Annotated in this window: 15 protein-coding genes and 2 pseudogenes; 8 read left to right on the forward strand and 9 right to left on the reverse strand. The window is 29.1% G+C overall.

Annotation, left to right across the window (positions count from 1 at the left end; all coding sequences use genetic code 11):
* Positions 1–710 precede the first annotated feature (710 nt).
* Positions 711–1,388 (reverse strand): DUF169 domain-containing protein, encoded by a 678-nt coding sequence (locus QZV12_RS11980; RefSeq protein ID WP_295622260.1) that lies wholly within the window; start codon positions 1,386–1,388, stop codon positions 711–713.
* A gap of 344 nt (positions 1,389–1,732) precedes the next feature.
* Here QZV12_RS11980 and QZV12_RS11985 point away from each other — a divergent pair, with 344 nt between their 5' ends.
* The 6 genes from QZV12_RS11985 (at position 1,733) to QZV12_RS12010 (ending at position 8,463) form a co-directional block, all read left to right on the forward strand.
* Positions 1,733–2,485 carry an exodeoxyribonuclease III gene (locus QZV12_RS11985; protein ID WP_295622262.1) on the forward strand — a complete coding sequence of 251 codons (753 nt, stop codon included), beginning with the start codon at positions 1,733–1,735 and terminating at the stop codon, positions 2,483–2,485.
* Between the two features lie 438 nt (positions 2,486–2,923).
* Positions 2,924–4,222, forward strand: a complete 1,299-nt coding sequence (locus QZV12_RS11990; RefSeq protein WP_295622264.1) for a Mur ligase family protein — start codon at positions 2,924–2,926, stop codon at positions 4,220–4,222.
* 297 nt (positions 4,223–4,519) lie between these two features.
* A complete protein-coding gene (locus tag QZV12_RS11995; RefSeq protein WP_295622265.1) occupies positions 4,520–5,713 on the forward strand; it encodes a hypothetical protein in 1,194 nt (397 codons plus the stop codon).
* A 121-nt stretch (positions 5,714–5,834) separates the two neighbouring features.
* On the forward strand, positions 5,835–6,503 hold the full coding sequence (locus QZV12_RS12000) for an NTP transferase domain-containing protein (RefSeq protein WP_295622266.1): 669 nt from the start codon (positions 5,835–5,837) through the stop codon (positions 6,501–6,503).
* Between the two features lie 303 nt (positions 6,504–6,806).
* Positions 6,807–7,856 carry a M42 family metallopeptidase gene (locus QZV12_RS12005; protein WP_295622267.1) on the forward strand — a complete coding sequence of 350 codons (1,050 nt, stop codon included), beginning with the start codon at positions 6,807–6,809 and terminating at the stop codon, positions 7,854–7,856.
* 130 nt (positions 7,857–7,986) lie between these two features.
* Positions 7,987–8,463 carry an N-acetyltransferase gene (locus tag QZV12_RS12010; protein ID WP_295622268.1) on the forward strand — a complete coding sequence of 159 codons (477 nt, stop codon included), beginning with the start codon at positions 7,987–7,989 and terminating at the stop codon, positions 8,461–8,463.
* Between the two features lie 279 nt (positions 8,464–8,742).
* Here QZV12_RS12010 and QZV12_RS12015 read toward each other — a convergent pair whose 3' ends face one another.
* The 5 genes and pseudogenes from QZV12_RS12015 to QZV12_RS12030 form a co-directional block, all read right to left on the reverse strand.
* Positions 8,743–8,904, reverse strand: coding sequence for a hypothetical protein (locus tag QZV12_RS12015; RefSeq protein ID WP_295622269.1), 162 nt, complete (start codon positions 8,902–8,904; stop codon positions 8,743–8,745).
* Between the two features lie 73 nt (positions 8,905–8,977).
* Entirely contained in the window at positions 8,978–9,640 is a 663-nt protein-coding gene (locus QZV12_RS12020; RefSeq protein ID WP_295622270.1) for a hypothetical protein, read from the reverse strand.
* 30 nt (positions 9,641–9,670) lie between these two features.
* Positions 9,671–9,736: pseudogene (locus tag QZV12_RS13760) on the reverse strand (hypothetical protein); the annotation flags it as partial.
* Positions 9,733–10,404: pseudogene (locus QZV12_RS12025) on the reverse strand (pectate lyase-like adhesive domain-containing protein); the annotation flags it as partial. The pseudogenes QZV12_RS12025 and QZV12_RS13760, both read right to left, overlap by 4 nt.
* 157 nt (positions 10,405–10,561) lie before the next feature.
* Complete coding sequence (locus QZV12_RS12030; RefSeq protein ID WP_295622272.1) at positions 10,562–11,704, reverse strand: aldo/keto reductase; 1,143 nt, start codon at positions 11,702–11,704, stop codon at positions 10,562–10,564.
* Between the two features lie 428 nt (positions 11,705–12,132).
* Here QZV12_RS12030 and QZV12_RS12035 point away from each other — a divergent pair, with 428 nt between their 5' ends.
* The gene (locus QZV12_RS12035; RefSeq protein ID WP_295622273.1) at positions 12,133–18,279 is read left to right on the forward strand and encodes a DUF4011 domain-containing protein; all 6,147 of its coding nucleotides are present in this window, start codon (positions 12,133–12,135) and stop codon (positions 18,277–18,279) included.
* A 306-nt stretch (positions 18,280–18,585) separates the two neighbouring features.
* Positions 18,586–20,208 (forward strand): DUF3320 domain-containing protein, encoded by a 1,623-nt coding sequence (locus tag QZV12_RS12040; protein ID WP_295622274.1) that lies wholly within the window; start codon positions 18,586–18,588, stop codon positions 20,206–20,208.
* Between the two features lie 1,535 nt (positions 20,209–21,743).
* Here the strand turns inward: QZV12_RS12040 and QZV12_RS12045 are convergent.
* The 3 genes from QZV12_RS12045 to QZV12_RS12055 form a co-directional block, all read right to left on the reverse strand.
* The gene (locus QZV12_RS12045) at positions 21,744–22,037 is read right to left on the reverse strand and encodes a hypothetical protein (protein WP_295622275.1); all 294 of its coding nucleotides are present in this window, start codon (positions 22,035–22,037) and stop codon (positions 21,744–21,746) included.
* 38 nt (positions 22,038–22,075) lie between these two features.
* The gene (locus tag QZV12_RS12050) at positions 22,076–22,255 is read right to left on the reverse strand and encodes a hypothetical protein (protein ID WP_295622276.1); all 180 of its coding nucleotides are present in this window, start codon (positions 22,253–22,255) and stop codon (positions 22,076–22,078) included.
* A gap of 453 nt (positions 22,256–22,708) precedes the next feature.
* The coding region (locus QZV12_RS12055) for an Ig-like domain-containing protein (RefSeq protein WP_295622277.1) at positions 22,709–24,690 on the reverse strand (1,982 nt) is incomplete at its 5' end.

Consider the following 24,690-nt stretch of genomic DNA (forward strand, 5'->3'; position numbering starts at 1 on the left):
ACACTATCTTCAGAAAACTTATCATTGCTATCCTTAACAGATACATATGAATCATGACCCTCAAGGTCTCCATCCCCATAGCTTAGAACCTGCTGAGAATCACCAATAAAATCATCTCCATCAGAAGAAATGATTTTTGAACAAGAATCAACAAGCAAAGACCCATCACTAGACTAGATGAATCATCCAAAGCAATGCCATCAATATCCGCTGATGAAACTGCCCCTAATGTTAAAAATAACATTATAAGTGATAAAAAAATGCAAACTTAAAATCCATAAAAATCTCATCCCATCGAATATGAAATTAAGTAAAATTAAAATTAAAAATTTATTAAAAATTCAATGATATCAATTATATTGTGTTAAAACTAGTATATAAAGTCTTTCTAATGCAAGCACTTGCTTACATTAGATAAAAGCCAAAATAAAGCAAAATAAAGCCTTAAATAAAAATCAATATAATCCATTTTCAGCAAAAAAATCATAGCCAACAATAAACAAAAAAATAGAAACATTAAAAAAAAGGAGTATGTGGAAAAATTTAGGCTTAAAAATAAAAACTTATAGTTAATTATAAATATGCAATTGAAAAATGATTTTAAGCCTATAAAATTTTACACCACCAAAAAATGAAAGAATTTTAGATAAATATGTTTTGATTAATAATTAAAAAAGGAAAAATATTAGTTATAATAATATATAACTAATTTAAATATTTTCAAATGCTTCCAATAATGGTTTAAGGTTGTCAAGAGCTAATCCATAGATTATTTCTTCATCTACGATTCCAGCATATCCTCTTGAGCCGTTACATGCTAAGGTTGCATTTGCTTCATTTCTTATATATGGAGCACTTACTGCATCAGCACATAATGATTGGATACCTGCAAAGCTTGAGTTGACTCTGCCACCATTATTGTATACAATTCCTTGAGTGATGTACATTCCATATTTTGGAAGTGTAATGATTACAACAACATCTGGAATGAAATTAGCCTTTTCAAGAGGTGCATAGATGATTCCTAAGCTTTGTTCATCTTTTCTTGGAATGCTGTCAATTACGGTCTTAGCAGTTTCGACACTATCAAATCTGCCTAAGTTATAATAGAATTCACCAGATGCTATTTTTGGAGGAAGCTCTTCCAATCCCATTGAACTGGATCCTCCTTTACATTTTTGCTCTTCTGCGGTTGAGTAGAATACATCGCCATTAGCTGCTTTTGTAACCATTTCACAGTGTCTAAGCTTTTCTCCTATTTTTTCAATTCCTTCTGGAATTTCACTTTCATCATTGAAAAATTTAATGGCTACAGGCAATCTAGTTAAATTAAGTTTTTCCTTTAAAACTTCTGCTGTTTTTAAGTTGTCTTCAATAGTATAATCCATAATAATCACCAGTAAGTTCAATCATGTATTTTTAATAACTTATTTATTCATTATAATATATTAAAGTTATGAATTATTATTCATTATAAAAATCTTTTTTAAAAAACAATATTCGAAATGGAAAAATTTCATTAAATAATTTTCAAATAAGAATTATTTTAAGTAAAAAAAATATTGAAAAATTGGCCTATTTTTACAATAAGTTTATATTATATTAAAAATTAATATTATATTTGTTTGTAAGTAATTTTATAAACGGTAAACCCTATTAATAAATTAATTTTTCAAAATTTAAATTAATTATATTTTATTTTTTTATTTATTTAGTTTTAGGAAGCAAAATAATGAGTGAATTAAAGATTATTTCATGGAATGTAAATGGTATTAGAACACGTATAAAAAACAAAGAAGTAGATTCTGTTTTAGAAAAGGAACCAGATATTGTTTTATTCCAAGAAACAAAAACATCATATGAAAAAATGGATAAGAAATTCTTGGATAAATCTGGATATGAAAGCTATTTCTTAAAAGGGGAAAGCGCTAGAACTGGAGGATTAGCAAGCTTTACCAAAGAAAAACCAAAAATTGTCAGAAGGTTTTTCATTAGATCCAGTGATGCAATTGGAAGAGCATCAGTTTTAAATTTTGAAGATTTCAGTTTGGTTCATCTCTATGCTCCTGCAGGAACTGGAACTAAAGCTAAATTAAATGAAAAATTAGAATATCTTAAAAATTTATTATCCTTTGCAGAAAATGCTAAAGATAATGATATTATCATAGCTGGAGACTTTAATGTAGCTCATAATGAAGCAGACATTGCAGATTTAGATACTAAAGTCACTTTTACAGCTGAAGAAAGAGAAATCTTAGATAAATTAGAATCATTCGGATTTGTTGATGCATTCAGATTATTTAATAGCGAAGAAAAACAATTCACTTCCTGGAAAAATCAGGAAGCACGTGAAAATAATGAAGGTGCTCGTTTAGATTATTTCTTTGTTTCTGAATCATTAAAAGATAAAGTAAAATCCTGTGAAATATTAAGTGATGTTGCTGGATCTAAACATGCTCCTATTGAGTTAATTATAGAACTTTAATTTTCACTTACTTTTTTCTTTTTTTAATTATTTTATATTTTTCTAATTTAACTTATTTTTCTTATTTTTTTCATTTATCATATTTTTCTAATTTAACTTATTTTTCTTATTTTTCTTATTTATAGCATATTTTTATTTAGATTTGAGATACTTATAATTTCCATATCCTAATCTATTAAATTATCCCTTATTCAATTTTCGTTAATGAAATATTTTTATAAATTATTAGATAATTGATTTATTTTTAATCATTTTTTCAATTTTTTATATAATTATTATCAATTAAGTTAATTTTACATTATACTAACTTTTATTAATTAGAATATACATAATACATATAATGGATTACTATAAATTATTATATTTTCTTTATATAGTTTCATATAAATTTGATAACTTTTTATTGAATTTATCTAAAAAATTTATCTTGTGAAAATCATGAAAGCTGCAGTAATTGGATTAGGTGTAGAAGGTAAAAAGGCATTAAATTCCTTGTTGAAACACAATTGGGAAGTTTATGCAAGTGATTTAAATGTCAATATCAATCTTGACAATCTTCCAATATCCCTTGCAAACCTTGATATTTCACCAGATAAGGATAGAATCAGTTTCACTAAAGACAATCTATCAATTGATTTAGGATTCAATAATCAAGAAATAGTTGATTCATGTGATGCAGTTGTATTAAGTCCAAGCATTTGGGGAAGCAAAATTGCAGAACATTATAAGCAAGCTGGCAAACTGCTTTGTGATGTTAATGGAAAACATAGGAATATTTTCACAATAGGAGTTACCGGCACTAATGGAAAAACCACTACAGTTTCTATGATTAAGGAAATCCTTGAAAATGCAGGTAAAAATGTCTTGGTTGGAGGAAATGGTGGAGGTGGATTTGAAGGTTACTATGACCTTATCCTTGAAGCTCAAGACAATGACTATGATGTTTTGCTTGTTGAAGTATGTGATATGACCGTAGGTTTTTGCAGTTATTGCTTTGATTTTGACTTGATTGCATTGACTAATATGGGTAATGACCATATGAATGTTCATGGATCAATGGAAGGCTATAGGGATTCCTTAAAGGAGTTCTTTGCAAATAAGACAATTTTCCTTAATGAAAATCAGTTATTTAAGGAAGAGTTCATTGAAGTTTCCAAATCAGCAATAGAATATTGTGAAACAGATTATGACATAAACCTATTTAGCAGATTCAATGCATTGAATGCAGGCCTTAGTGAAGCTTTATGCAATTATATAAATCAAAATTATTTTGAAATTGATGAAAATATAATAAGAAACACATTAGAAACTTTTAAACCTGTTAAAGGCCGTTTAGAAGTACTAAAATTAAATGATTGTGAAATATACATTGGAAAATCAGACAATTCTGATGCTATAAAGCCAATTTTAGAGGAAGTTGATTTTACAGCAATATTTGTTGGAACTCCAAGACACAATGAGAATCACAGATTTGATATTCTAAATGAAGTTGTCAATGCTAATCCTGAAGCAATCATTCTATTCCCAGGTTTAGAAGATACTTTAGACCAAGCTAAATACCGATTGAATAGCTTGGATTATAATGGCAGAGTTGAAATAGCCAATAATCTTGATGAAGTCATTGCTTTTGTAGCAGAATTTTCACATGATCCTGCCATACTAATTGGAGGAAACGGCCAAGAAAACATCATTAAAATACAGGATAGGCTTAAAGCCATTTGTGATTCCTGTAAATAATAAGGATATCTATTATTTGAAGATATTCTAAAATATTAAAAAATAATTCAGATTCTTATTGTAAGAAATTAGGATTAAATAATTAAAATCATATTAAATTCTGATTCTTATTGTAAGAAATTAGGATTAAATAATTAAAATCATATTAAATTCTGATTCTTATTGTAAGAAATTAGGATTAAAAAATTAAACTCATATTAAAAATTATATATAATTACAAAATTAATTTAAAATGCATAAGGAAGTGTAAGTATTAGTTCAGATAGCATATTTGGAAGAAATTCTTTTAAGGTATTTATGGCATTGATTGTAATAATCATTATTCTAATACCTCTTTCCATGGCAACTACTGGAACACAACATCAAGATATGTCTGAAATATCAAAGTATGATAATGGTTCCACTGTATTTGCAGGAGACAATATTATTGATAAGAATAAAATTAATAAGTATCCCATAGTCGCTAATTTGGGATCACTTGCTGAAGAAATTAGTAGTGGGAATATTGAAGATGCATTCTTTGATATTGCTACAGGAGCAGTTTCTACTCCTCCATCAAAAATACTTAACGGTAGCGTAGACAATGAGGGTATAGTTGAGGAATTTGAAGGTCCAGGATATATCACTGTTGATACAGATAAGATTACAGTTACACCACCTGGAGAAGTGGTATATGGTTTCAACACCCCTTATACCCAACTTGAAATCGTTCCAGATGCAATCGCTATTGTTAATGCAAAAACCAATAATACTACAGGCCATATTGACCCACATACCATGACAAATGACACTATTCCAGGTCATGTTATTAGTGTTGAAAACATCAAATACTGGTATAATACATGTCCTCAAGGTTCAAGATACACTGTAGAATTCTGCCTTGATGGATTTAATGATAACAGGTCTTATATAACTCCAGACCAATTAAGGGAAAAATTCCCTGAAGCATATAAATATTCAGTTAAATATCCTGGCGGTTCACCAGTTATTTTATATGAACAGAATTACACTGAAGTGGAAGTTTCAAGCGCTTATACCTACTTAGATTCTCACCCACAATACAATGATGCAAATAGGGAATATAATGCTAAGCAATTTGTTCTTGCATGGAATGGAACAGTTATCCCTGCAAACACCTATGGATGTGGAAGAGAGGGAATCGGATTCAGTGCAATTCCAGAAGCTCATGCTGAATCTGGAATGGCAACTCACGGTGTATGTCCTCCAGCAAGAGCATTGAGAGAAGCAGTTATGTCATTAGGATTTTCATTGCCTATTGGTATGGACTCTGGACGTGATGCAGTGCTTTATGGTTACAGTCCTTCAACTGGAATCAAAATCAACAACACTCTTGATTATCCAATTAAAATTGTGATGTGGACTGAAGGATCAGGTACTGGTATGGAAATTCATTCAAAAATTTATGAAATGATTCCAAAAAATCATGTAAACAGCACAAACAGCACAAATGAAACTAATACAACTCTTTAAGTTGTATTTATAATTTATTTGTATTTATTGTATTTCGTGCTTCCATTAAAATAAAATTGAGTTTTATTGTTAAATTTAAATTAATATTTATTTAGTCAAAATTATAATTTAAGGTAATATTATGCTTACAGTTTCTGCAGTGATTACAGCAGCTGGAAAGAATTCTAGAATGAGAAGGGATCAGGAAGAATTGAATATTCCTTTGCAAAATAAGCTTACACTTCCATTAAACTCTAAAGGATATTCAAGTACAGTCATTGAAACAACAATCAATAATGTGTTGAATACTGACAATATCGATGAATGTATCGTGGTCTTTGGTCATTACAGTGAGGAAATATTGCCTTTTATTCATAATATTCAAGATGATAGAATAAGGATTGTTAAAAATGATCCTGTTGATGTAGGTCTTTCTGTTTCTTTATTAAATGGTCTGCAAAACTTATCTTCTGATTTTGCATTATGTGTAACTGGAGACCAGCCTACTGTAAGCACAAAGACTTTTAACAATATTATTCAAACTCTTTTAAATTCAAAAAATCCTAAAAGAACCATTTCTGTTTTAAGAAGAATTGAAATAGGAAAATTGGATACAGCTGAAGGATTAGGAATGCCTTTTGCTGCAGATAGAAAAGAACTGATTAAATACATTAAGGATAAGGATGACAATTTAAATCCAATATTGCGGGAAATCTTTGCAGATGGCTTTGATTTCTATGGCATTGAAGAGGATAATCCTAGTGAATTGATTAACATTAATCACTATTCAGAATATGAAAGCATTTTGTAAATGCAGATTTATTCATTTAAATATTATTTATTTAAATTTATTCTTTAAAGATTAATTCATTTAAAGATTTATTCATTTAAATCATTCTTTAAAGATTTATTCATTTAAAGATTTATTCATTTAAAGATTTATTCATTTAAATCATTCTTTAAAGATTGATTTATCATATTCATTTATCATATTTATCAAATTATAAAAGAATATTAGATTATTAAAAGTTTTTTATGGTTTATTGATTGTTGATAAATTAAGAAACTTTTATAAACTTATGAAACTAATTATATAATATATAAGGTGAAAAAAATGTCTTTTGAAAAAGAAATAAAACTAGTCGAAGAACTTTGTATGACTCCAGGTATTTCTGCTCATGAGGAAAACATTGCAGGAATCCTTGAAAGGGAATTAAAAGATGTAGCGGATGAAATAGAAATAGATGCAATGGGTAATTTTATTGCTACCAAAAAAGGTTCTTCCAAAAAGGGACCAAAAGTAATGCTTGCAGCACACATGGATGAAATTGGTTTAATGGTAAGATATATTGACGATAACGGATTTATTAGATTTTCAACTGTAGGTGGAGTTAATGACCAAATGCTAATGAACCAAACTGTAGTTATTCATTCTAGAAATGGAGACTTTACTGGTGTAATCGGTTCTAAACCACCTCATGTCACTAAACCTGAAGAAAGGAAAAAAGTTGTTCCTTTTGATGAAATGTTTATTGATATTGGAGCAAAAGATAAGGAACAAGTTGAAGAAATGGTTAGAATTGGAGACCCAATCACTTTTAAAACATGGTTTGAAGCATTCCCAAATAATTTAGTTATGTGTAAAGCTTTAGACAACCGTTTAGGCTGTTTTGTAATGACTGAAGTTTTAAAAAGAATTGATTCCAAGGCAACCGTTTATGGTGTAGGAACAACCCAAGAGGAAGTAGGATTAAAAGGTGCAAAAGTAGTTTCCTATAAGTTAAATCCGGATATGGCATTTGCTCTTGATGTAACCTTATCTGGTGACCATCCAGGAATCAAACCAGATGAAGCTCCTGTTGTAATTGGAAAAGGACCTGCTCTTATTGTTATCGATGCAAGCGGTAGAGGAATCATGACTCCTAAATGCATTTTAGACCTTTTAACAAATGTTGGAGATGAAAAGGATATTCCATACCAACTTGAAGTAAGTGATGCAGGTACTACTGATGGTACTTCCATACATCTTACAAGGGAAGGTATTCCAACTGGTGTATTATCTGTTCCTACTAGATACATCCATACAACTGTTAGTGTAGCAAGTTTAGATGATGTAGAAAGTACAATCCAATTAATTACAGAAGTCATTAATGGCTTAGAATAAATATAAAAATATCTTATTTTTATATTTTTTTACCTATTTTTTTAATTTTTTTTATCAATTATTTTTCTAATTTTATTTTTGGTTTATATGCAATATTTTTGAATTTTAATGATTTCTCAAGGATGATAAAATGCAAATAAGAAAATGTAAGGATGAAGAGATTATTTGCACGGGCGAATTTTATGATAATATTGTTAAATATTTAGATGAGCATATTAACTATCCTCGCTGGATTTATCAAGTTTATCCATCTATAGATAGCGTAATGGAAATGACTAAAGAGAAATCACAATATATTTGCATATATGATAAAAGAATTATTGGAGCATTTGTTTTAAACAATCAGTCCCAAGGGAAGTATAGCAAAGGAAAATGGAGCAAAGATCTTCCTGAAGAGTCATATATGGTTATACATGCATTAGCAATAGATCATGAAATGCAAGGATGTGGCATTGCTTCTAAAATTTTCAAATTTTCCATTGGAAAGGCAAAAGAAGAAGGATATGAATCTATTAGGGTAAATATAGTTCCAGATAATATTCCTGCTAAAAAACTCTTTGAAAAAAAAATGGATTTGAATATGTTGGAGATGTTGATTTGGAACTAAATATTGGTGATGTTCCTTTATTTAGTTTATATGAGTTAAATTTCTAATTGTTTTAATTGTTATTTTTAGAAATAGTAATTTAAAATGATTAAATTAAATCGTTTTAGAAAACCTAGTTCAAATAGATAAATTTAAATTGTTTTAGAAATAGTTGTTTTTAATTAATTTTTTTTAATAAATTTATTTTAAAAATATTACATTATTAATAATTTTATTTATGAGTAATTTATCTCCGACCTTTAATAGGTCAGAGATTGATACATCATAATAATAACTTTTTTATGCTTTTTGGATTTTTGCACCTTTTTTAGCTACATTTCCAGAAAATTTATTAGCACTTAAAGTCATTTTTCCACCTTGGTGGTATATAGCTCCTCCTTGAGCAGCTGAATTCTTTTTGAATGTGCAACTTACGATTTTTACATTCTGTTTTTGAATCATTATTGCTCCACCATAGTGTTTTAAGATTTTTCCGCTTTTAGTCTTTACAGTCCATTTTGGAATGTTTTTAGCTTTATTTCCTTGGAATAGACATTTTTTTGATTGTTACAACACCTACTTCAGATAGTATTGCTCCACCCATTCCCGATTGATTGTTAATGAATTTATTGTTATACAAGGAGAATATGGTTTTTTTACCAATCCAAAATGCTCCTGCACCTTTATATGCAGTGTTAGCGTTAAATGTACATCCAGTTATTATAATATTAATCTTTTTAGTGGTTAAACTGCAACTGTCCATTACGCCTCCATCTTCATAAGCTAAATTCTTATAGAATGTGGACTTGTTAAGAATAAGTTTTTGTCCGTTGAAGGTCATAGCTCCACCATCTTCAAACATTGTTCTGCTGTATTTGAATGTAGTGTTGTAGACTTTCATTAATTTTGGTTTGCATGCGTAAACAGCACCACCATGGTTAGAAGCCTTATTGCTGATAAAGGTACATCCAGTTAAAGTGTGGCTTGAACCTAAGTAGTAGTAAACTGCTCCACCAGCAAATTGGTATTTAGTAGCTTGTGAATGTTTCTTCAAAGCAGTTGAATTACAGATATTGCTTGTAAAACTTGTTTTTGCAATGTATGAAGATCCTTTATATGTATTTACTGCACCACCGTGGCCTAATTTCTTTCCGCTTTGAACCTTATTGTTTGCAAATTTGGAGTTTTTAATGACCAATCTTGCGGTAGATACATAAATCGCTCCTCCATTATTAAGAGCAAAATTATATTTAAAGGTAGATTTAGCAATATTAAGGTACCGCAGTACATGTATATTGCTCCTCCACTGTCTGTAACTCTATTGCTTGCAAAGGTACAGTTATTAAGATTTACAGTAGATTTGTATCCCCAAATAGCTCCTCCTTTGTCGGATTTACCATTTTTGAAGAATATGTTCTTAAATGTTACTGATGTACTATATACTTTAAATATAAAAGTTTTCTTTTGTGCATCAATGTAATGGCCTTTACCATCAATTACTACTTTATATTTAATATCAAAAGGTTTTGATATTTTCATGTTTCCAGTTAAGTAAATTGTTTTTACACCATTGTTTAAGTCTTTAGTAAATTGTTGATATGGTGTTAAAGTGCTTGTTGTAGTAGTTGTTGGGGTTGTGGTTGTAGTAGAACCTCCACTACTGCTATTGCCAGTGCCTGTTGATGGAGTTACATCATCAGAGTCAGTGTCATCACCTGTACCTGTTCCATCTCCAGTGCCAGTGTCGTCACCTGTACCTGTTCCATCATCTGTACCATTTCCATCACCAGTTGAATCTCCTCCATCTTGTGGTACAGTACCATCATCCCCATCAGATAAAGGGACAATAGAATCACTTTGATCTAATTCCATTATATTATTGTCTGATGTTGCATAAACTGCATTAGCACAACAGACTAATAAAAAAAGGAATATAAATATCGCAAATTTTTTTAATTTCATAGTTTTCCTCCTATTTATTTAAAAATATAATAATTTATATCCTTATAACTATACTTAACTTGCTTAAATACTTATTTAATTTATTTTAATTAAATTATACGAACAATTTATTATTCATGCATTTTCTTAAATTATGTCTATAATTTCAAGAAAATTCTTATTTTCCATAAGGACTGAATCCTTCTTGGAAATGTTGGCAAAGATTTTGCAATTCTTCTGGAATATTGATCTTTTGTGTACAGTAGTCTATACAGGTTTCACATTGTGTACAATCGCTTGCAGGAACCTTTTCATCACCTAATTTGTCATAGTACAATCTATAGATATTTGATTCAGGCTGTACCTTATGATGATTATATAATCTGAAATATTCAGGAATAGGTATCTCTAAAGGACAGGCTTTAAGACAGTATCCACATTCACTGCATGGCACTGCAAGGTCTTCCCTTAACTTATCTGCCTCTTCAAGCAAGAAGTTTTTCTCCTCTTCACTTAATGGGACAAAGTTTTCAAATGTATTGATATTGTCAATCAAATCTTCCATCTTGTTCATTCCACTTAATACTATTTTGACATTTTCCAGTGATGCACAGAATCTCATTGCAAAGCTTACAATTGATTTGCTGTCATCAAACTCCTTAAAGTCATTTTGTATATGCTCTGGCTGGTTTACAATCACTCCACCTTTTAAAGGTTCCATTACATAGACATCAAGGTCATGCTTTACACATAAGTCATAGCATTTATGGGCTTCAATTGCAGGATCTTCCCAATCAAGATAGTTAAGCTCTAATTGAACAATGTCAATAAGCTCTGCATATTTGTCAAGGAATTTTTCCAGCAATTCTGCATTGTCATGGAAACTGATTCCTATTTTCCTTGCCATGCCCTTTTCTTTCATATTCTTTACGTATTCAAAGGTATTATGCTCTTCAGCTAACTTAAGCCATGGGACATTTATGTTATGTACAAAAAAGACATCAAAATAGTCAATTCCAAGTCTTTCAAGCATTGTGTTTACGAATTTATCATTATCATCTTCACTTGTTAATGCCCATGTAGGCATTTTATCAGATATAAGAAATGAATCTCTTGGATATCTTTCAACTATTGCTTTTCTCATTGCCACTTCACTGAATCCATTATGATAAGCATATGATGTATCAAAGTAGTTAAATCCTTTTTCCATATAAAGGTCAACCATTTCATTAAACAGTTCCTGGTCGATTTTAGTTGGGTCATTCTTATCAGTTAAAGGCAATCTCATACATCCAAAACCAAATTTTGATTTATATTCCATTTTTTAATCTCCAAATATTAACTAATTTAATTTTATATATAATTTAAAATATTTTTCATAAGGTTTATAAAAGTTTTTATTTTATTAAACAATTAAAATTTAATTTCCACACATTCCTTAAATTTCATTCATTTAACTTATCACTTCTTAAAATTAATTAAAAAAAGTCTCTAATTAAATTTTTTTAAAAATATTTGATGAAATCAGTTGAAAACAATTTATATTTAATAAAATCCTATCATATTTAATTTTGATTTAATTTAAGTTTTAAAATAAAAAATCCTATTTACAAAACTTTATAAATTACTATAAATATAAATAATATTGTATCACATATTTTATATAATTCTTATATAATTCTTATATAATATATTATAATCAAAATTTTTTTTTCAATTCGAAACTATATTCGATAAGGGATTAATAATATGCAATTCAGAACACCATCAAAAAAGAACACTATATCAAATAAGGATATTGAGAAGGAGTTTAAGAATCTAAGGAAGGAACTCTTGGATTTAACTTTAAGAAACCCTCTTCTTAACTTTAAAGCAAGAAATAGGAATCTCAGTATCATTAATCAATCACCAATGAATGCATATAAGGTCCTTATTTTAGAAAACAAGAAAATGTACTTCTCTCCTAATAAGGCAGAGACTAAAAAATCCAAAGCTCATGCCTTTATAGATCAGACAAGAGAATTCCTATCCTCTGAAGCTGATAAAACATTAAAGGCAGATTTAACACCAACTGAGCTTCAGAAAAGACTGTTTTACATTGACCAACAATCAAAGACCATGGTTCAGGAACAGGGTTACAATATCCTCTATATAGCTCTTGGATTTATTGAATGGGTTGACAAAAAGAAACCAAGACAAAAGAACTTGGCTCCACTTATTCTTATTCCAGTGATTTTGGAACGTAAGAAAGTGGGAAATTCATTCTCATTATCCTGGACTGGTGAAGATATTCAAAATAACATATCCATTCAGGCTAAATTGCGTGAAGCAGGTATAGAATTGCCTAAATTTGAACAAACTTCCTATATTGATGGAGTTAATCATTATTTAGCAGATGTTAAAAAAGCCATAAGTCCATTTAGCAAATGGGATGTTAAGGATGATGTGGCTTTAGGGTTCTTCTCATTTACCAAATTTGTAATGTATAATGACTTGAATCCTGAAAGCTGGAGTGAAGATGTTGATTTAACTAAAAATGAATTGATTCAAGCTATTTTCAATCCAAGCAAAAACGTTTATGAAGATACATTTGAAGAAGAGGATGTTGATGAAAAGCTACACTATAAGACAATGTATCAGGTATTGGATGCTGACTCTTCACAAATTGCAGCTATAGAAAACGTTAAGGCAGGACATAACCTTGTTGTAGAAGGTCCTCCTGGAACAGGTAAATCACAGACTATCGTAAACCTAATTGCAGAACTGATTGCAGAAGGAAAGACAGTGCTGTTTGTCAGTGAAAAGATGGCTGCACTTGAGGTTGTAAAAAGCAGATTAGATAGTGTAGGGCTTGGAAAATTCGTATTGGAATTGCATTCCCATAAGACAAGACGAAAGCAATTATTGAAAAACCTTAAGAAGTCAACTAATGTAAGGGTAACAAGAGACCTTAAGCTAGACCAAACCTTGAGAAAGCTTGAAAACCTACGTGATCAATTGGATCAATATGCTGAAATCATTCATAGGCCTATTGCTAATGTACGCTTAAGTCCATTTGAATTATATGGTATGAAAGAGTCTTCAGAAGATTATTTTTCACGTCAAAGCAGAATGTTGCCTTTAGTCAGATTCAATAATGCTGAAGATTTGACTATGAAGGATTTGGATGATATACTAATATCATTAGAGAATTTGGCAGAATTATATTCTACCATTTCAAAGAACAATACTTGGAGCTATTGCAATCCAAAAAGCTTGCTTCCTGGAGACTTAAGGGAAATTGAATTATTGATTAGGGACAGTTTAGAATCATTAAGTGACTTTAGGTTTGAAATGAACATAATCAATGAAGTATATGGAATCAAAATCCCAAACACCTTAAAGGAATATGAGGATTCAATCACTGCACTAAACATTTTAAACAGTGAAAGTGTTGATTTAGTGGACAGTTCCATTTTGCTTAGCAGATATTGGTTCAATGACCCTGGAAAATCTTTGGAACTAATCAAATTGCTCCAGCATTATCAGCATGCTTCTGGATTATTCAATAAGTTCAGCGATTATCTATTGATTGCAGACTTAGACAGCATCATCTTTGATTTGGAAAAGGGCTTGAATAAGAAATTCCGCCTATTTGGAGGTAATTCCCATAAGGATGAACTGTATAAACTTTATAAAGGAAATGTCCCAAGCGATAGGGAAGCCTTAAATGATTTGGTTAAGGTTCGCAATCACATTAAGATAAGACAAAGCCTCAAGGATAATGAAGCATTAGGCAAGGCATACTTTGGAGATTTATGGAGTGAAAATGCCAATCCTGATGACTTGAAGAAGGTTGCTAATTGGATGAATAAGTTTGTATACCTTTTATCCAATGGAACCTTTAGTGAAAATACTGTAAAGATGCTTTCCAATGACCTTTTCCGTCCAAATATAGATAGCGGAATAGAAGAGTATGTTGAAAAGGGCAATAGATTCTATGAAAATCTAAAAAGATTGGAATCCAAATTAAATCCAAGAAGCAAAATCATATTTAAAAGGGAAACTGAGGATGTTCCTTTTGATAAATGGGAATTGCAATTGAATAAATGGAAAGGCCAATTGTCAAGCTTACACTTATGGTCACAATATTCCAATACCAAAAAGGCCTGTATGAATTCTCCTGCCTCATTATTCATTAAGACAATTGAAAAGAGAAACATCAAAAAGGATGATGTAAAGCCTTTGGTATATGGTAATTTTGCTGACAGCCTACTTAATATTGTCTTTAATGAGAATGATGCATTAGCTACATTCATTGGAGAGCTGCATGAAAACCGGATAAAAGAGTTTAAGGATTTGGATAGAAAGATTATCAATCTTAACAGAAAAAGGATATTCAATAAGCTTAACAGTCAAATTCCTAAGATATATGGTGCTGCAAATGACCCTGAAGCTAAGATATTAGCTGGAGAGTTTACTAGAAAAAGCGGCCATTTGCCAGTTAGAACCCTTCTTGAAAAGGCTGGAGGAACCATTAAGAAAATCAAGCCAGTATTTATGATGAGCCCATTGTCAATTGCACAATATCTTGATCCTACAAATCCTAAATTGCAATTTGATGTTGTAATTTTCGATGAAGCAAGTCAGGTAAAGCCTGAAGACGCTTTAGGTGCATTCATGAGAGGAAAAACTGCAGTTGTTATGGGAGATACTCAACAATTGCCTCCTACAAGCTTCTTTGACCAAATGACTGACAGTGAAAGCGGTGAGGAAGTGGCTACTGCATTGGATATGGAAAGCATATTGCATTTATGTAAATTGTCTTTCCCAGTTAAAATGCTAAAATGGCACTACAGAAGTCGTCATGAATCATTGATCAATATTTCAAATAAGGAATTCTATGATAATGAGCTATTGGTTTATCCATCTCCATCCCATAATGACCCAGAGTTAGGTTTTAAGTTCCATTACAACCCTAATACTGCATATCATCGAGGGGAAGGTTCCGCTAACCCACTGGAAGCAAAGGATGTCGTTAAGGCAATCTTTAAGCACTTTGAAAAATATGGTGACAAAAAGAGTTTAGGTGTAGGTACCTTCTCTGTTGCACAAAAGAATGCAATTTTAGAGGAATTGGAGATAGAAAGAAAGTCACATCCAGAGTTTGAACCACTCTTTTCTGATAAAAAGGAAGAAAGATTCTTCGTTAAAAACCTTGAAACAATTCAAGGAGACGAAAGAGATGTTATTCTAATTAGTGTAGGATACGGTTATGATACAGAAGGAAAAATGTCATTAAACTTCGGTCCATTAAATCAGGACGGAGGAGAAAGACGTTTGAATGTGCTTATTACAAGAGCAAGAGAGAAATGTGTAGTATTCACTAACTTTAGAGCTCATGATATTCATTTGACTGCTAATCCTCCATTTGGTGTAAAGTCTCTTCAAAGCTTTTTGGAATATGCTGAAAACCTATCTATGAACTATAATGTTCAAGAGGATGATTATGATGAGGCACCATTTGAAGACGCTATATATAATTTCATAGAGGAAAATGGCTATGAACTTGATAAAAAGGTCGGTTGTGCTGGATTTAGGGTAGATTTAGCTATCATAGACCCAGACAATCCAGGTAAATATATATTAGGTATTCAATGTGACGGCCACAATTATGCATCTAGTAAAGTTGCTAGAGATAGGGATAGGTTAAGAGAACAGGTCTTAAATGGATTAGGATGGAATATTTATCATATTTGGTCTACAGATTGGTATAGAAATAGGGATTTGGCAAGGGCTAAGCTATTGGAAAATATCGAATCAACCATTATCAATACTAAGGTAAATGAATTGAAGAAAAAGATCAATGATGTTGAATCTATGAAAATCAATCCAGTGACAACTGTCATTATTGGAAAAGATGACGATGAGGATGATGATAATGGTGATGATAATGATTCATTTGATGAAAATGAATTCGATGTTGAACCTACTGATATTAATATTGTTGATAATGATTTAGCTAATATTCAAAGAATGAAGGAACAATTAGACAATGATGATTCTGATGATGAAGAAGAGGTCATTGTTGAGAAATCACCTGAAGAAAAGCAAAAAGAAGCTTTAATCAACAAATATTTAGCAGGATTTGATGAAGAATTAAATAAGAATTCATCTAAACAAGAAATAGAATTTTCCATTGATGATGAATTGGATAATGAAATGGATGATGAAAATCATGGCGAAAATGATGATGAATTATTCATTGATGGTTTAGAAGATGATGATGAAGATAATGGTGAAGATGATGATGAATTATTCATTGATGGTTTAGAAGATGATGATGAAGATAATGGTGAAGATGATGATTTATTCATTGATGATTTAGAAGATGATGATGAGGATTTCATAGCTAATGTTGATAAATCATCAAAATCTGATGACATTCATAGTAATGGGGAGATAGAAGAAAATATCAAATCTAATAATTCTATTATGCAAGAACATAAATCTGTTAAACCTAAAACTATTAAACAGGAATCTAAAGATATTATACAGAACCCTAAACCTATTAAACAGGAATTTAAGGATACAAAGAATAATTCTAAACCTATTAAACAGGAATCTAAAGGAATTAAGTTTAAAAATCCTTTTAAAAAGACACCTAAGATTATACCAAATCCTGTAAAAAAGGAAAATAATAAAGATAAAATATCTGTTCCTTCTATTAATAGAGAATCTAAACAAAATATTAATCATAATAATTCTAATAGACAAGATAAGGACATTAGTCCTAAAAAGTCTAATAGGCAAGATAAGGACATTAAACCTGGAAAGTCTAATAGGCAAGATAAGGACATTACTCCTAAAAAGTCTAATAGGCAAGATAAGGACATTACTCCTAAAAAGTCTAATAGGCAAGATAAGGACATACCTGAAAAGTTTAATAGGCAAGATAAGGATATTAAGCCTAAAAAGTCCAATAGACAAGATAAGGATATTAAACCTGGAAAGTCTAATAGGCAAGATAAGGATATTAAACCTGGAAAGTCTAATAGACAAGATAAGGGTATTAAACCTAACCCTATTAAAAAGGAAGAAAATAAGGCTAAAATATCCCATAATAGAAAACCTAAAAAAGACAAAAGAATTAGATCAAATCATCAAAATAAAACTAAATTCAATTCATCTAAGGATGATGTTTCTTCTAAATTTGAAGGAAAATCTAATAATAATCAAAAAGCAGTTGAAGAACATACTTCTTCTAAAGCAAATGTTCTTGAAGGAGAATATAATGTAAAACAAAAGGCAAATCCTTCTAAAAAACCTAAAAACTATTCAAATACAAGAAAAAACAATAATCATAATAGAGCAAAATCTTTAATGAATAGATTAAGAAATATTGGTGATGGATTAGTTAATAATATTCAAAATATTGATGCTCAAAACCCAAATAAAAATCAGAGCATTAATAAAGATGAATCTGCTAATAAAAAGTCAGATAATCATCAAGAAGAATCTATTGATCAAAATCATCTAAAACAGGATTTCATTGAAGATAATAAAAATGCTACTATTGATGAAATGAAAATAGATGCTGATATTGATGAAGAAATTCTCATCGAAAATTCAACTGAAGATTCTATAGAAGAGCCAATTGAAGAACCAGTAGGAGAATCAATTGAAGAATTAATAGAAGATTCTAAAGAAGAATTCATTGAAGATTTAATGGAAGAACCTACTGATGAATTCATTGAAGATTTTATAGAAGAGCCAATTGGAGAAGCAGCAGGAGAATCAATTGAAGATTTAATGGAAGAACCTACTGATGAATTTATTGATGATTCAATGGAATACTCTACAGACGAATTCATTGAAGAACTAAATGAGGAACCAATAGAAGATTCCTTAGAATAACTGATTGAAGACTCATTTGAAGATTCTGAAAACCAGAAAAATGCTCCAGTAGTAAATATCTTTGATGACGATGATGAAGATGCAGATATCTATTTAGATGAAGAAGATTTAGACAATAATATCTATTTAGAAAATGAAGATATTATTGAAGATATTGATGAAGATTTAGCTGAAAATGTAAATCTTTATAAAGAAGATGAACTAAATATTAATGAGGATATCATAGAGAACATTGATGATGAAAGTCTTGATGATAGTATAGAAGATATATCAGAAGACATAATCAGAGAAATAAATAATGAAGATTTGGAAAATAACGACTCTAAAGGTAATGAAAATATGAATGAAAATAGGACTTCTAGAATAAGTAAAAAAGAAATCTTTGAAGATTCTCCAGATGTTATAGTTCCTATAAGTGCAGAAAGAAGACATAATAATCCAGATTATTACGATGATGGAGATTATATTTTTCCAATAAGTGATGATGAATATGAAGAGTATTATGAGGATGCTGAATCCGTGGATTATGATGGAACAGAAAACGTAGCTATCGAAGAGGATTATTCAAATGCAAATGCACAATCTGTTCAAGAAATAGATGATCCAGAAAGCCCTTATTATTATAGTGCAGTAGGAATAGATAACGCTCTTAAAAAGAATGCTGTTCAATATCCAAGAAATAATGATATAAATCAAAATGGACTTGCAGGAAAGGTTTCAAGCATTAAAAATGAAATGCTTTATCTTAAAGCTTCTATGGATGAAATTGAAAATCCTACAGAAAGGGAAATGGTTTATGTTATTGACCGTTCAGCTGATGATGAATTCTATAAAGATCCATATGACACAATCGTAGAGCCTATTGAAGGCAATACTCAAATTACTCCAGAGGATAGTTATGATTCATTATTCACTTCAAAAAAGCATGAATATTTAGATAAAATTGAGGAATATACAAATGCATCTTCCAGCGATGCTTATGCAGATGAGTCTATCAACGATGGATTTTTAGAAGAACTTACTCAAACTGATTATGCAGAAGAATCTGAACCTATAATTCCAATCACTTCTCCTGCAAATCATGAAAACATTAGCATTCAACCGGTTAGAGATGAGTTTTCAGATATTATTAAAGATGATGATTCTATAAAACCATCTAGTTCAGTTGACCCTATTGAAAGCGAATATTCTGATGATGATTTCATTGATATTGATGAATTAGACATTGAATCAGAGGCATACGTTGATATTGATGAGATAGATCTCAATGATGATGAATTTGAAGATATTATCACTGATGTTGGTCAAGATTATCAGGAATTGGAAGATGAAAGAATCAAGGAAGCTAATGTTCTTAGTGCTGTAGATAATACTAGATTGACTCCATCTGGTAAAATAAGTGATTATGTTGAAGATTATAAGGAAATTGAAGATGTGATCATTAAGTCTCCTGCTGAAATCTATGATGATGAGAAGAAATTGGCAACAGCTGTTATGGATATTGTAGCTGCTGAAGATCCAGTTCATGTAGATACTGTTATTCGTCGATTAAGGGAAAGCTGCGGTTTATCCCGTGCAGGAACTAAATTTAAAAACACTATTTTAGAGTCAATTGACCGTAATGAATCTCATAATCTTCTTATTAGAGAAAATGATTTCTTATTTATCGATTATGATTCTGTGAAAGTCAGAAAAAGAGTCAAGCCTAATATTGATTTAATTTCTGAAGTTGAAATAGAAAAGACTATTGACTTGGTAATGAGTTTTGAAAAATCATTAAAAGTTCCGGAATTAGCTAAAACAGTCTCTAGAACTTTAGGTTTTAGATCAACTTCCAAAAAGACTTCCAATAAAATCACTGTAGTGATTGATTCAATGATTGGCAAAGGAATTTTAATTAATAATAATGGTAAAATAGAATTTAGATAATTTTTATTTTACTATTCTTTAATTTTTTTATTGATTTTTTCAAAATATCTAAAATTTTTAATTTGTTTCTATATGGTAAACTATTTTTAAAAGATAATGATTATTTTTAAATATGATTGACTATGTTTCTATTTTAATTGGCTTTATCTATTATAATTTTTATCTATATGCTTAAAATATGAATTTGTAACAAACTGATGTATATGTAGTTATTATTTTTTCTATTTTTATTAAGTTTTTTATATGGTTCAAAATAGGTGATTTTCATTTCTAATTAGGTCCGATATTTTTCTCAGCTATTAATTAATAAATTCTATAATTTTCAATTTTTTTAATTATGGGAATTAATGTTGATAATACTTTTTTACTTATTTTTATTACTTATTTATTACTTTTTTTATAAAAAGTATTACTGAAATTTTATCAAAAATAATAAAAATTCTTCAAAAAGTAATACTAAAAAAATCTAAAAAGCAATACTAAAAGTGGTTGAAAGTAATACTATTATGGGGTTAAAAAGTAATAAAAATAAACAAATTAGTATTACTAAAAAATAATACTTTTTTAAATAAAAGTATTACTTTTTAAGAAAATTCATAATTTTAAATTTTGTTAATTAGAAGATCAAAAAATTATAAAATCCAATAAATTTTGTTTCAATAAAAACAAATAATTTTAATATAATAAAACTTTTTTTAAAAATTATTGGCAGCGAAAAAATTAGTATTTATTAATACAAACTATTCGAGTAAAATAAAATTATTTTCAACCTAACATTTATAAATTGTATCTATAATCACTAACTGTTCGACTTAAATAAAATAATCCAAAATTTATTTGTATCAATACCAATTGTTTGTTATAATATAAACATTAATCAATAAATTAGTTCTATAATATGTGAACTATTCCTATAAATTAAAACTGAATTTGTAATTTTTCAGGAAAATTAATTTTAGTTGTATTTCAAGTGTAAAATTTGAAAAAATGGTGAAAAATTCAAAAATGCTTTAAAATACCAAAATGTGTTGATTACATATACATCAATTTGTTATTTTTTGATAGTTTAGAACATTAATTTTTACAAAAAAATTTTTAGTTCGTTATACTGTAGTTTAACGAAGTAAATTTTTAAAAAATTTATCAAAATATGGCCTAAAAATGCTTCTTTTTGAAAAATGAAAAATCGATTTTTTTCACAAAAAATTAAAAAAATAATTTTGAATTTTTTTTAAAATTTTGTCAAAATGAAAATTCAAATTTTTTGTCATAAATTTTTTTCAGAAAAAATGAAATTTTAAAAATTTCTTAAAAAAATTAAAAATAAATTTTGATCATAAAAAATTTTCAGGAAAATGAAATTTCAAAATTATAAAAATATTAAAAAGAATTAATCTAAAAATTATATCCTCAAAATAATAAAAAAAATTCTGCAGAAAAAATCTAATTCAAAAATTGAAAAAATTGAATTTCAAAAAATAGTTAACAATAATAAAAATGTAAAAAAAAAAGTAAAAAAATAAGAAATAAAATAATTATTTTATTTCTTCCAATTTTTCCAAATCTTCAAGTTCCTCTTTATATGTATAATCCTGGAACTGATAATACTTAAACCTATAAGGCATTTTAGATCTTTTAGGTCTTTTTTTAGCTTTAGGTTTATTTTTATTCTTAAGCTTATCTAACTTAGCTCTCTTTTTATCCCTATTTCTTTGAGCTCTTTCAGCTTGAGAATTAGCAAGCGCTTTCTTATTCTTTCGATAATGAGGAGGTTTATATGAATTGCTATGTATCAATCTTCTCCTGCTTCTAATAACTGAAATTGACATTGTAAAACCTAAATTAACTAAAAATTATTTAATAATATCTATATAGTATAAGTTCTTTTATCTAAAGTAGATTGAATCTCATCGATTCTGTCAACTACTACTCTAATAGCTTGTTCTCCATTTCTAGTAGGATTAATACCTTGTTCAACTAGTAATGCATCTCTAATGTCTCTTAATCTATCAATGGAATCAATTTTCATTATAGTACTGTAAAACATATTTTCACCAATTCTTATCAATTGAATAATTCAAATTAATTGATTTTAAAAATATCATTTTTCATTAAATACTAATTAAATATATGGTTTTTCTAATATTAATAGTTATTAGTAATTTAAAAATAAGAAAAACTATTTATCTCTTTATAAAAATCAATATGAATAAAATAAAGTGCAAATATTAAAAAAATAAATAATTAAATCATAAAAAAAATTATAAAAACTAATTAAAATTAATTTTTAAAAAAGAAAAGATTTTATAGATTAAATTTAAAAAAAAATAGAAAATTAAAATTAATTAATTAAAAATAAAAGAAAGTTAGATTAAATTAAAATATAAAAAAAGAAAAGAAAGTATAATTAAAATTAATTTATAAAAAAGAAAAAAAGAAAGTAAATATCTTAAAAAAGATGATTTACTTATTTAATTACTAGTTTTTTTTTAAAGATCTGCTAATAAATTGGGATATGATTATTCATTCCTATGCTTAAACCATTTACAGCATATTTAAGGAAGTTATTAGCTAATTCAGTAGCGGAATTTCCATAAACATAATCCATACCATGTTCATTTAAATATCTTCCAGGATATGCTAATCCAGTAAAGTTAGGTGGACTATAACCATCGTCATGTGCTCTCGGAAGCCATGTACATGTTGCCAAATCCTTAATAACTGGAGGAACTTCAAATCCTAAGACTACTCTATTGTTATAGGTATTTAATTTGTTTTGATACCATCGAGAAGACATACCCACAAACATTCCAGCATCTGTACCACCAAAGAGACAAAGCACACATACTTCAGAGTGAAAGTCTATATCAGTACAATGTGCATTAGGATCTCTATCTCCTATAATGACTTTATATCCTTTAGAACGGAGAACAGAAGCAATGTCGTTCATATATTTTGTATCCTTTTTGGAATTATATATGATGTCTGTATCTATAACAATAATTTTTTGTGTAATCTTATTTCCACTTCCTCCTTCACCATTAGGCAAAACGGTTATTGAAACTGATTTGCTTGATGAGGAGTAATTGGCATTTCCTGCAAACTTAAATGTTGCAGAGTATGTTCCTGGGCTTGCAGTCATTTGTATGCCCATTTTTCCAGCAGAGTTAGTTGTTCTGGTATATGTGTTTTTTCCAAAGCTTATTTTAATTTGCTGATTAGCAATAGGCTTATTGGAACTGTCTTTTAAGTAAGCATACACACATTTGAAATGCAAAACAGTATTATTTACTATAGTTATGCTAGAAGCCACTACGTTTGTCAATACTTTAATTGTTACTGATTTGCTTGTTGCAGCATATTTAGAGTTTCCTGCAAAATTAAATGTTGTTTCGTATGAATTTGGATATGCATTGATTTGCATTCCAATTTTTCCAGCAGAGTTAGTTGTTCTGGTATATGTGTTTTTTCCAAAGGTTATGCTAATTTGTTGGTTAGCAACAGGTTTATTGGAACTGTCTTTTAAGTATGCATATACACATTTGTAACGAATTACAGTAGTATTTAATATAGTTAATGTTGCATTCAGCTTATTGATAGTTACTGTAGCTGATTTTTTAACTGTATTGTATAGAGAGTCTCCGCTGAATTCAACTATTAGGTTGTAGTTTCCAGGGCTTCCAGAGCTTATTTTTAAGCTTGCTTTACCACTGGAATCAGTAGTTCTATTATACACATAAGCATTATTGAATGTTAATGTTAGCTTCTTGTTTGCAAGAGCATTTCCATTACTGTCTTTTAGGAAAATATTTATTTCAGATCCTAAATCAATTTTAGGATTTTGAATTGTAATGGTTGCATTCTGCTTAATAAGTGTAATTGTAAATGATTTTTTTGCAGCACCATATGATGAGTCTCCGCTGAATTCAACTGTAAAGTTGTAGTTTCCAGGGCTTCCAGAGCTTATTTTTAAGCTTGCTTTACCACTGGAATCAGTAGTTCTGTCATATACATGTACATTGTTGAATGTTAATGTTAGCTTCTTGTTTGCAAGAGCATTTCCATTAGCATCTTTTAAGAAAACGATTATTTCAGAGCCTACACAAACATTGGTGCTCTGAACTGTAATAACTGTATTAATAGAATTAGAAGCACTTAATGAATCTTGATTATTTTCATTTTCTGAATTTAAAGTGCTTTTTTCCTCATTTTCCATTGCCAAAGATTCCAAATCATCATTTTCCTCATCATCAGAATCTTCAGTATTAGTTTCAGTTAATTCTCCTAATGAATTATTCATTTCCTCATTAGGGGATGATGTTTCCTCATAATTTGAAACATCAGATAATAATGTTTCCTCATTATCTATATAAGACTCAGAAGACAAGATTTCTGTATTTTCATCTGAATCTAAGTTGATATTATAGGCATCTGCTCCTATATTATCTAAGTTATTTTCATTAATTTCAATCGCTGATATTG

The organism is uncultured Methanobrevibacter sp. (assembly GCF_902769175.1).
Classification (GTDB): domain Archaea; phylum Methanobacteriota; class Methanobacteria; order Methanobacteriales; family Methanobacteriaceae; genus Methanobrevibacter.

What these genes read in the sequence shown, in the direction of transcription:
- QZV12_RS11980 (WP_295622260.1), bottom strand. Translation starts at nt 1,388, where the DNA reads ATGGATTATACTATTGAAGACAACTTAAAAACAGCAGAAGTTTTAAAG.
- QZV12_RS11985 (WP_295622262.1), top strand. Translation starts at nt 1,733, where the DNA reads ATGAGTGAATTAAAGATTATTTCATGGAATGTAAATGGTATTAGAACA.
- QZV12_RS11990 (WP_295622264.1), top strand. Translation starts at nt 2,924, where the DNA reads ATGAAAGCTGCAGTAATTGGATTAGGTGTAGAAGGTAAAAAGGCATTA.
- QZV12_RS11995 (WP_295622265.1), top strand. Translation starts at nt 4,520, where the DNA reads ATGGCATTGATTGTAATAATCATTATTCTAATACCTCTTTCCATGGCA.
- QZV12_RS12000 (WP_295622266.1), top strand. Translation starts at nt 5,835, where the DNA reads ATGCTTACAGTTTCTGCAGTGATTACAGCAGCTGGAAAGAATTCTAGA.
- QZV12_RS12005 (WP_295622267.1), top strand. Translation starts at nt 6,807, where the DNA reads ATGTCTTTTGAAAAAGAAATAAAACTAGTCGAAGAACTTTGTATGACT.
- QZV12_RS12010 (WP_295622268.1), top strand. Translation starts at nt 7,987, where the DNA reads ATGCAAATAAGAAAATGTAAGGATGAAGAGATTATTTGCACGGGCGAA.
- QZV12_RS12015 (WP_295622269.1), bottom strand. Translation starts at nt 8,904, where the DNA reads ATGATTCAAAAACAGAATGTAAAAATCGTAAGTTGCACATTCAAAAAG.
- QZV12_RS12030 (WP_295622272.1), bottom strand. Translation starts at nt 11,704, where the DNA reads ATGGAATATAAATCAAAATTTGGTTTTGGATGTATGAGATTGCCTTTA.
- QZV12_RS12035 (WP_295622273.1), top strand. Translation starts at nt 12,133, where the DNA reads ATGCAATTCAGAACACCATCAAAAAAGAACACTATATCAAATAAGGAT.
- QZV12_RS12045 (WP_295622275.1), bottom strand. Translation starts at nt 22,037, where the DNA reads ATGTCAATTTCAGTTATTAGAAGCAGGAGAAGATTGATACATAGCAAT.
- QZV12_RS12050 (WP_295622276.1), bottom strand. Translation starts at nt 22,255, where the DNA reads ATGTTTTACAGTACTATAATGAAAATTGATTCCATTGATAGATTAAGA.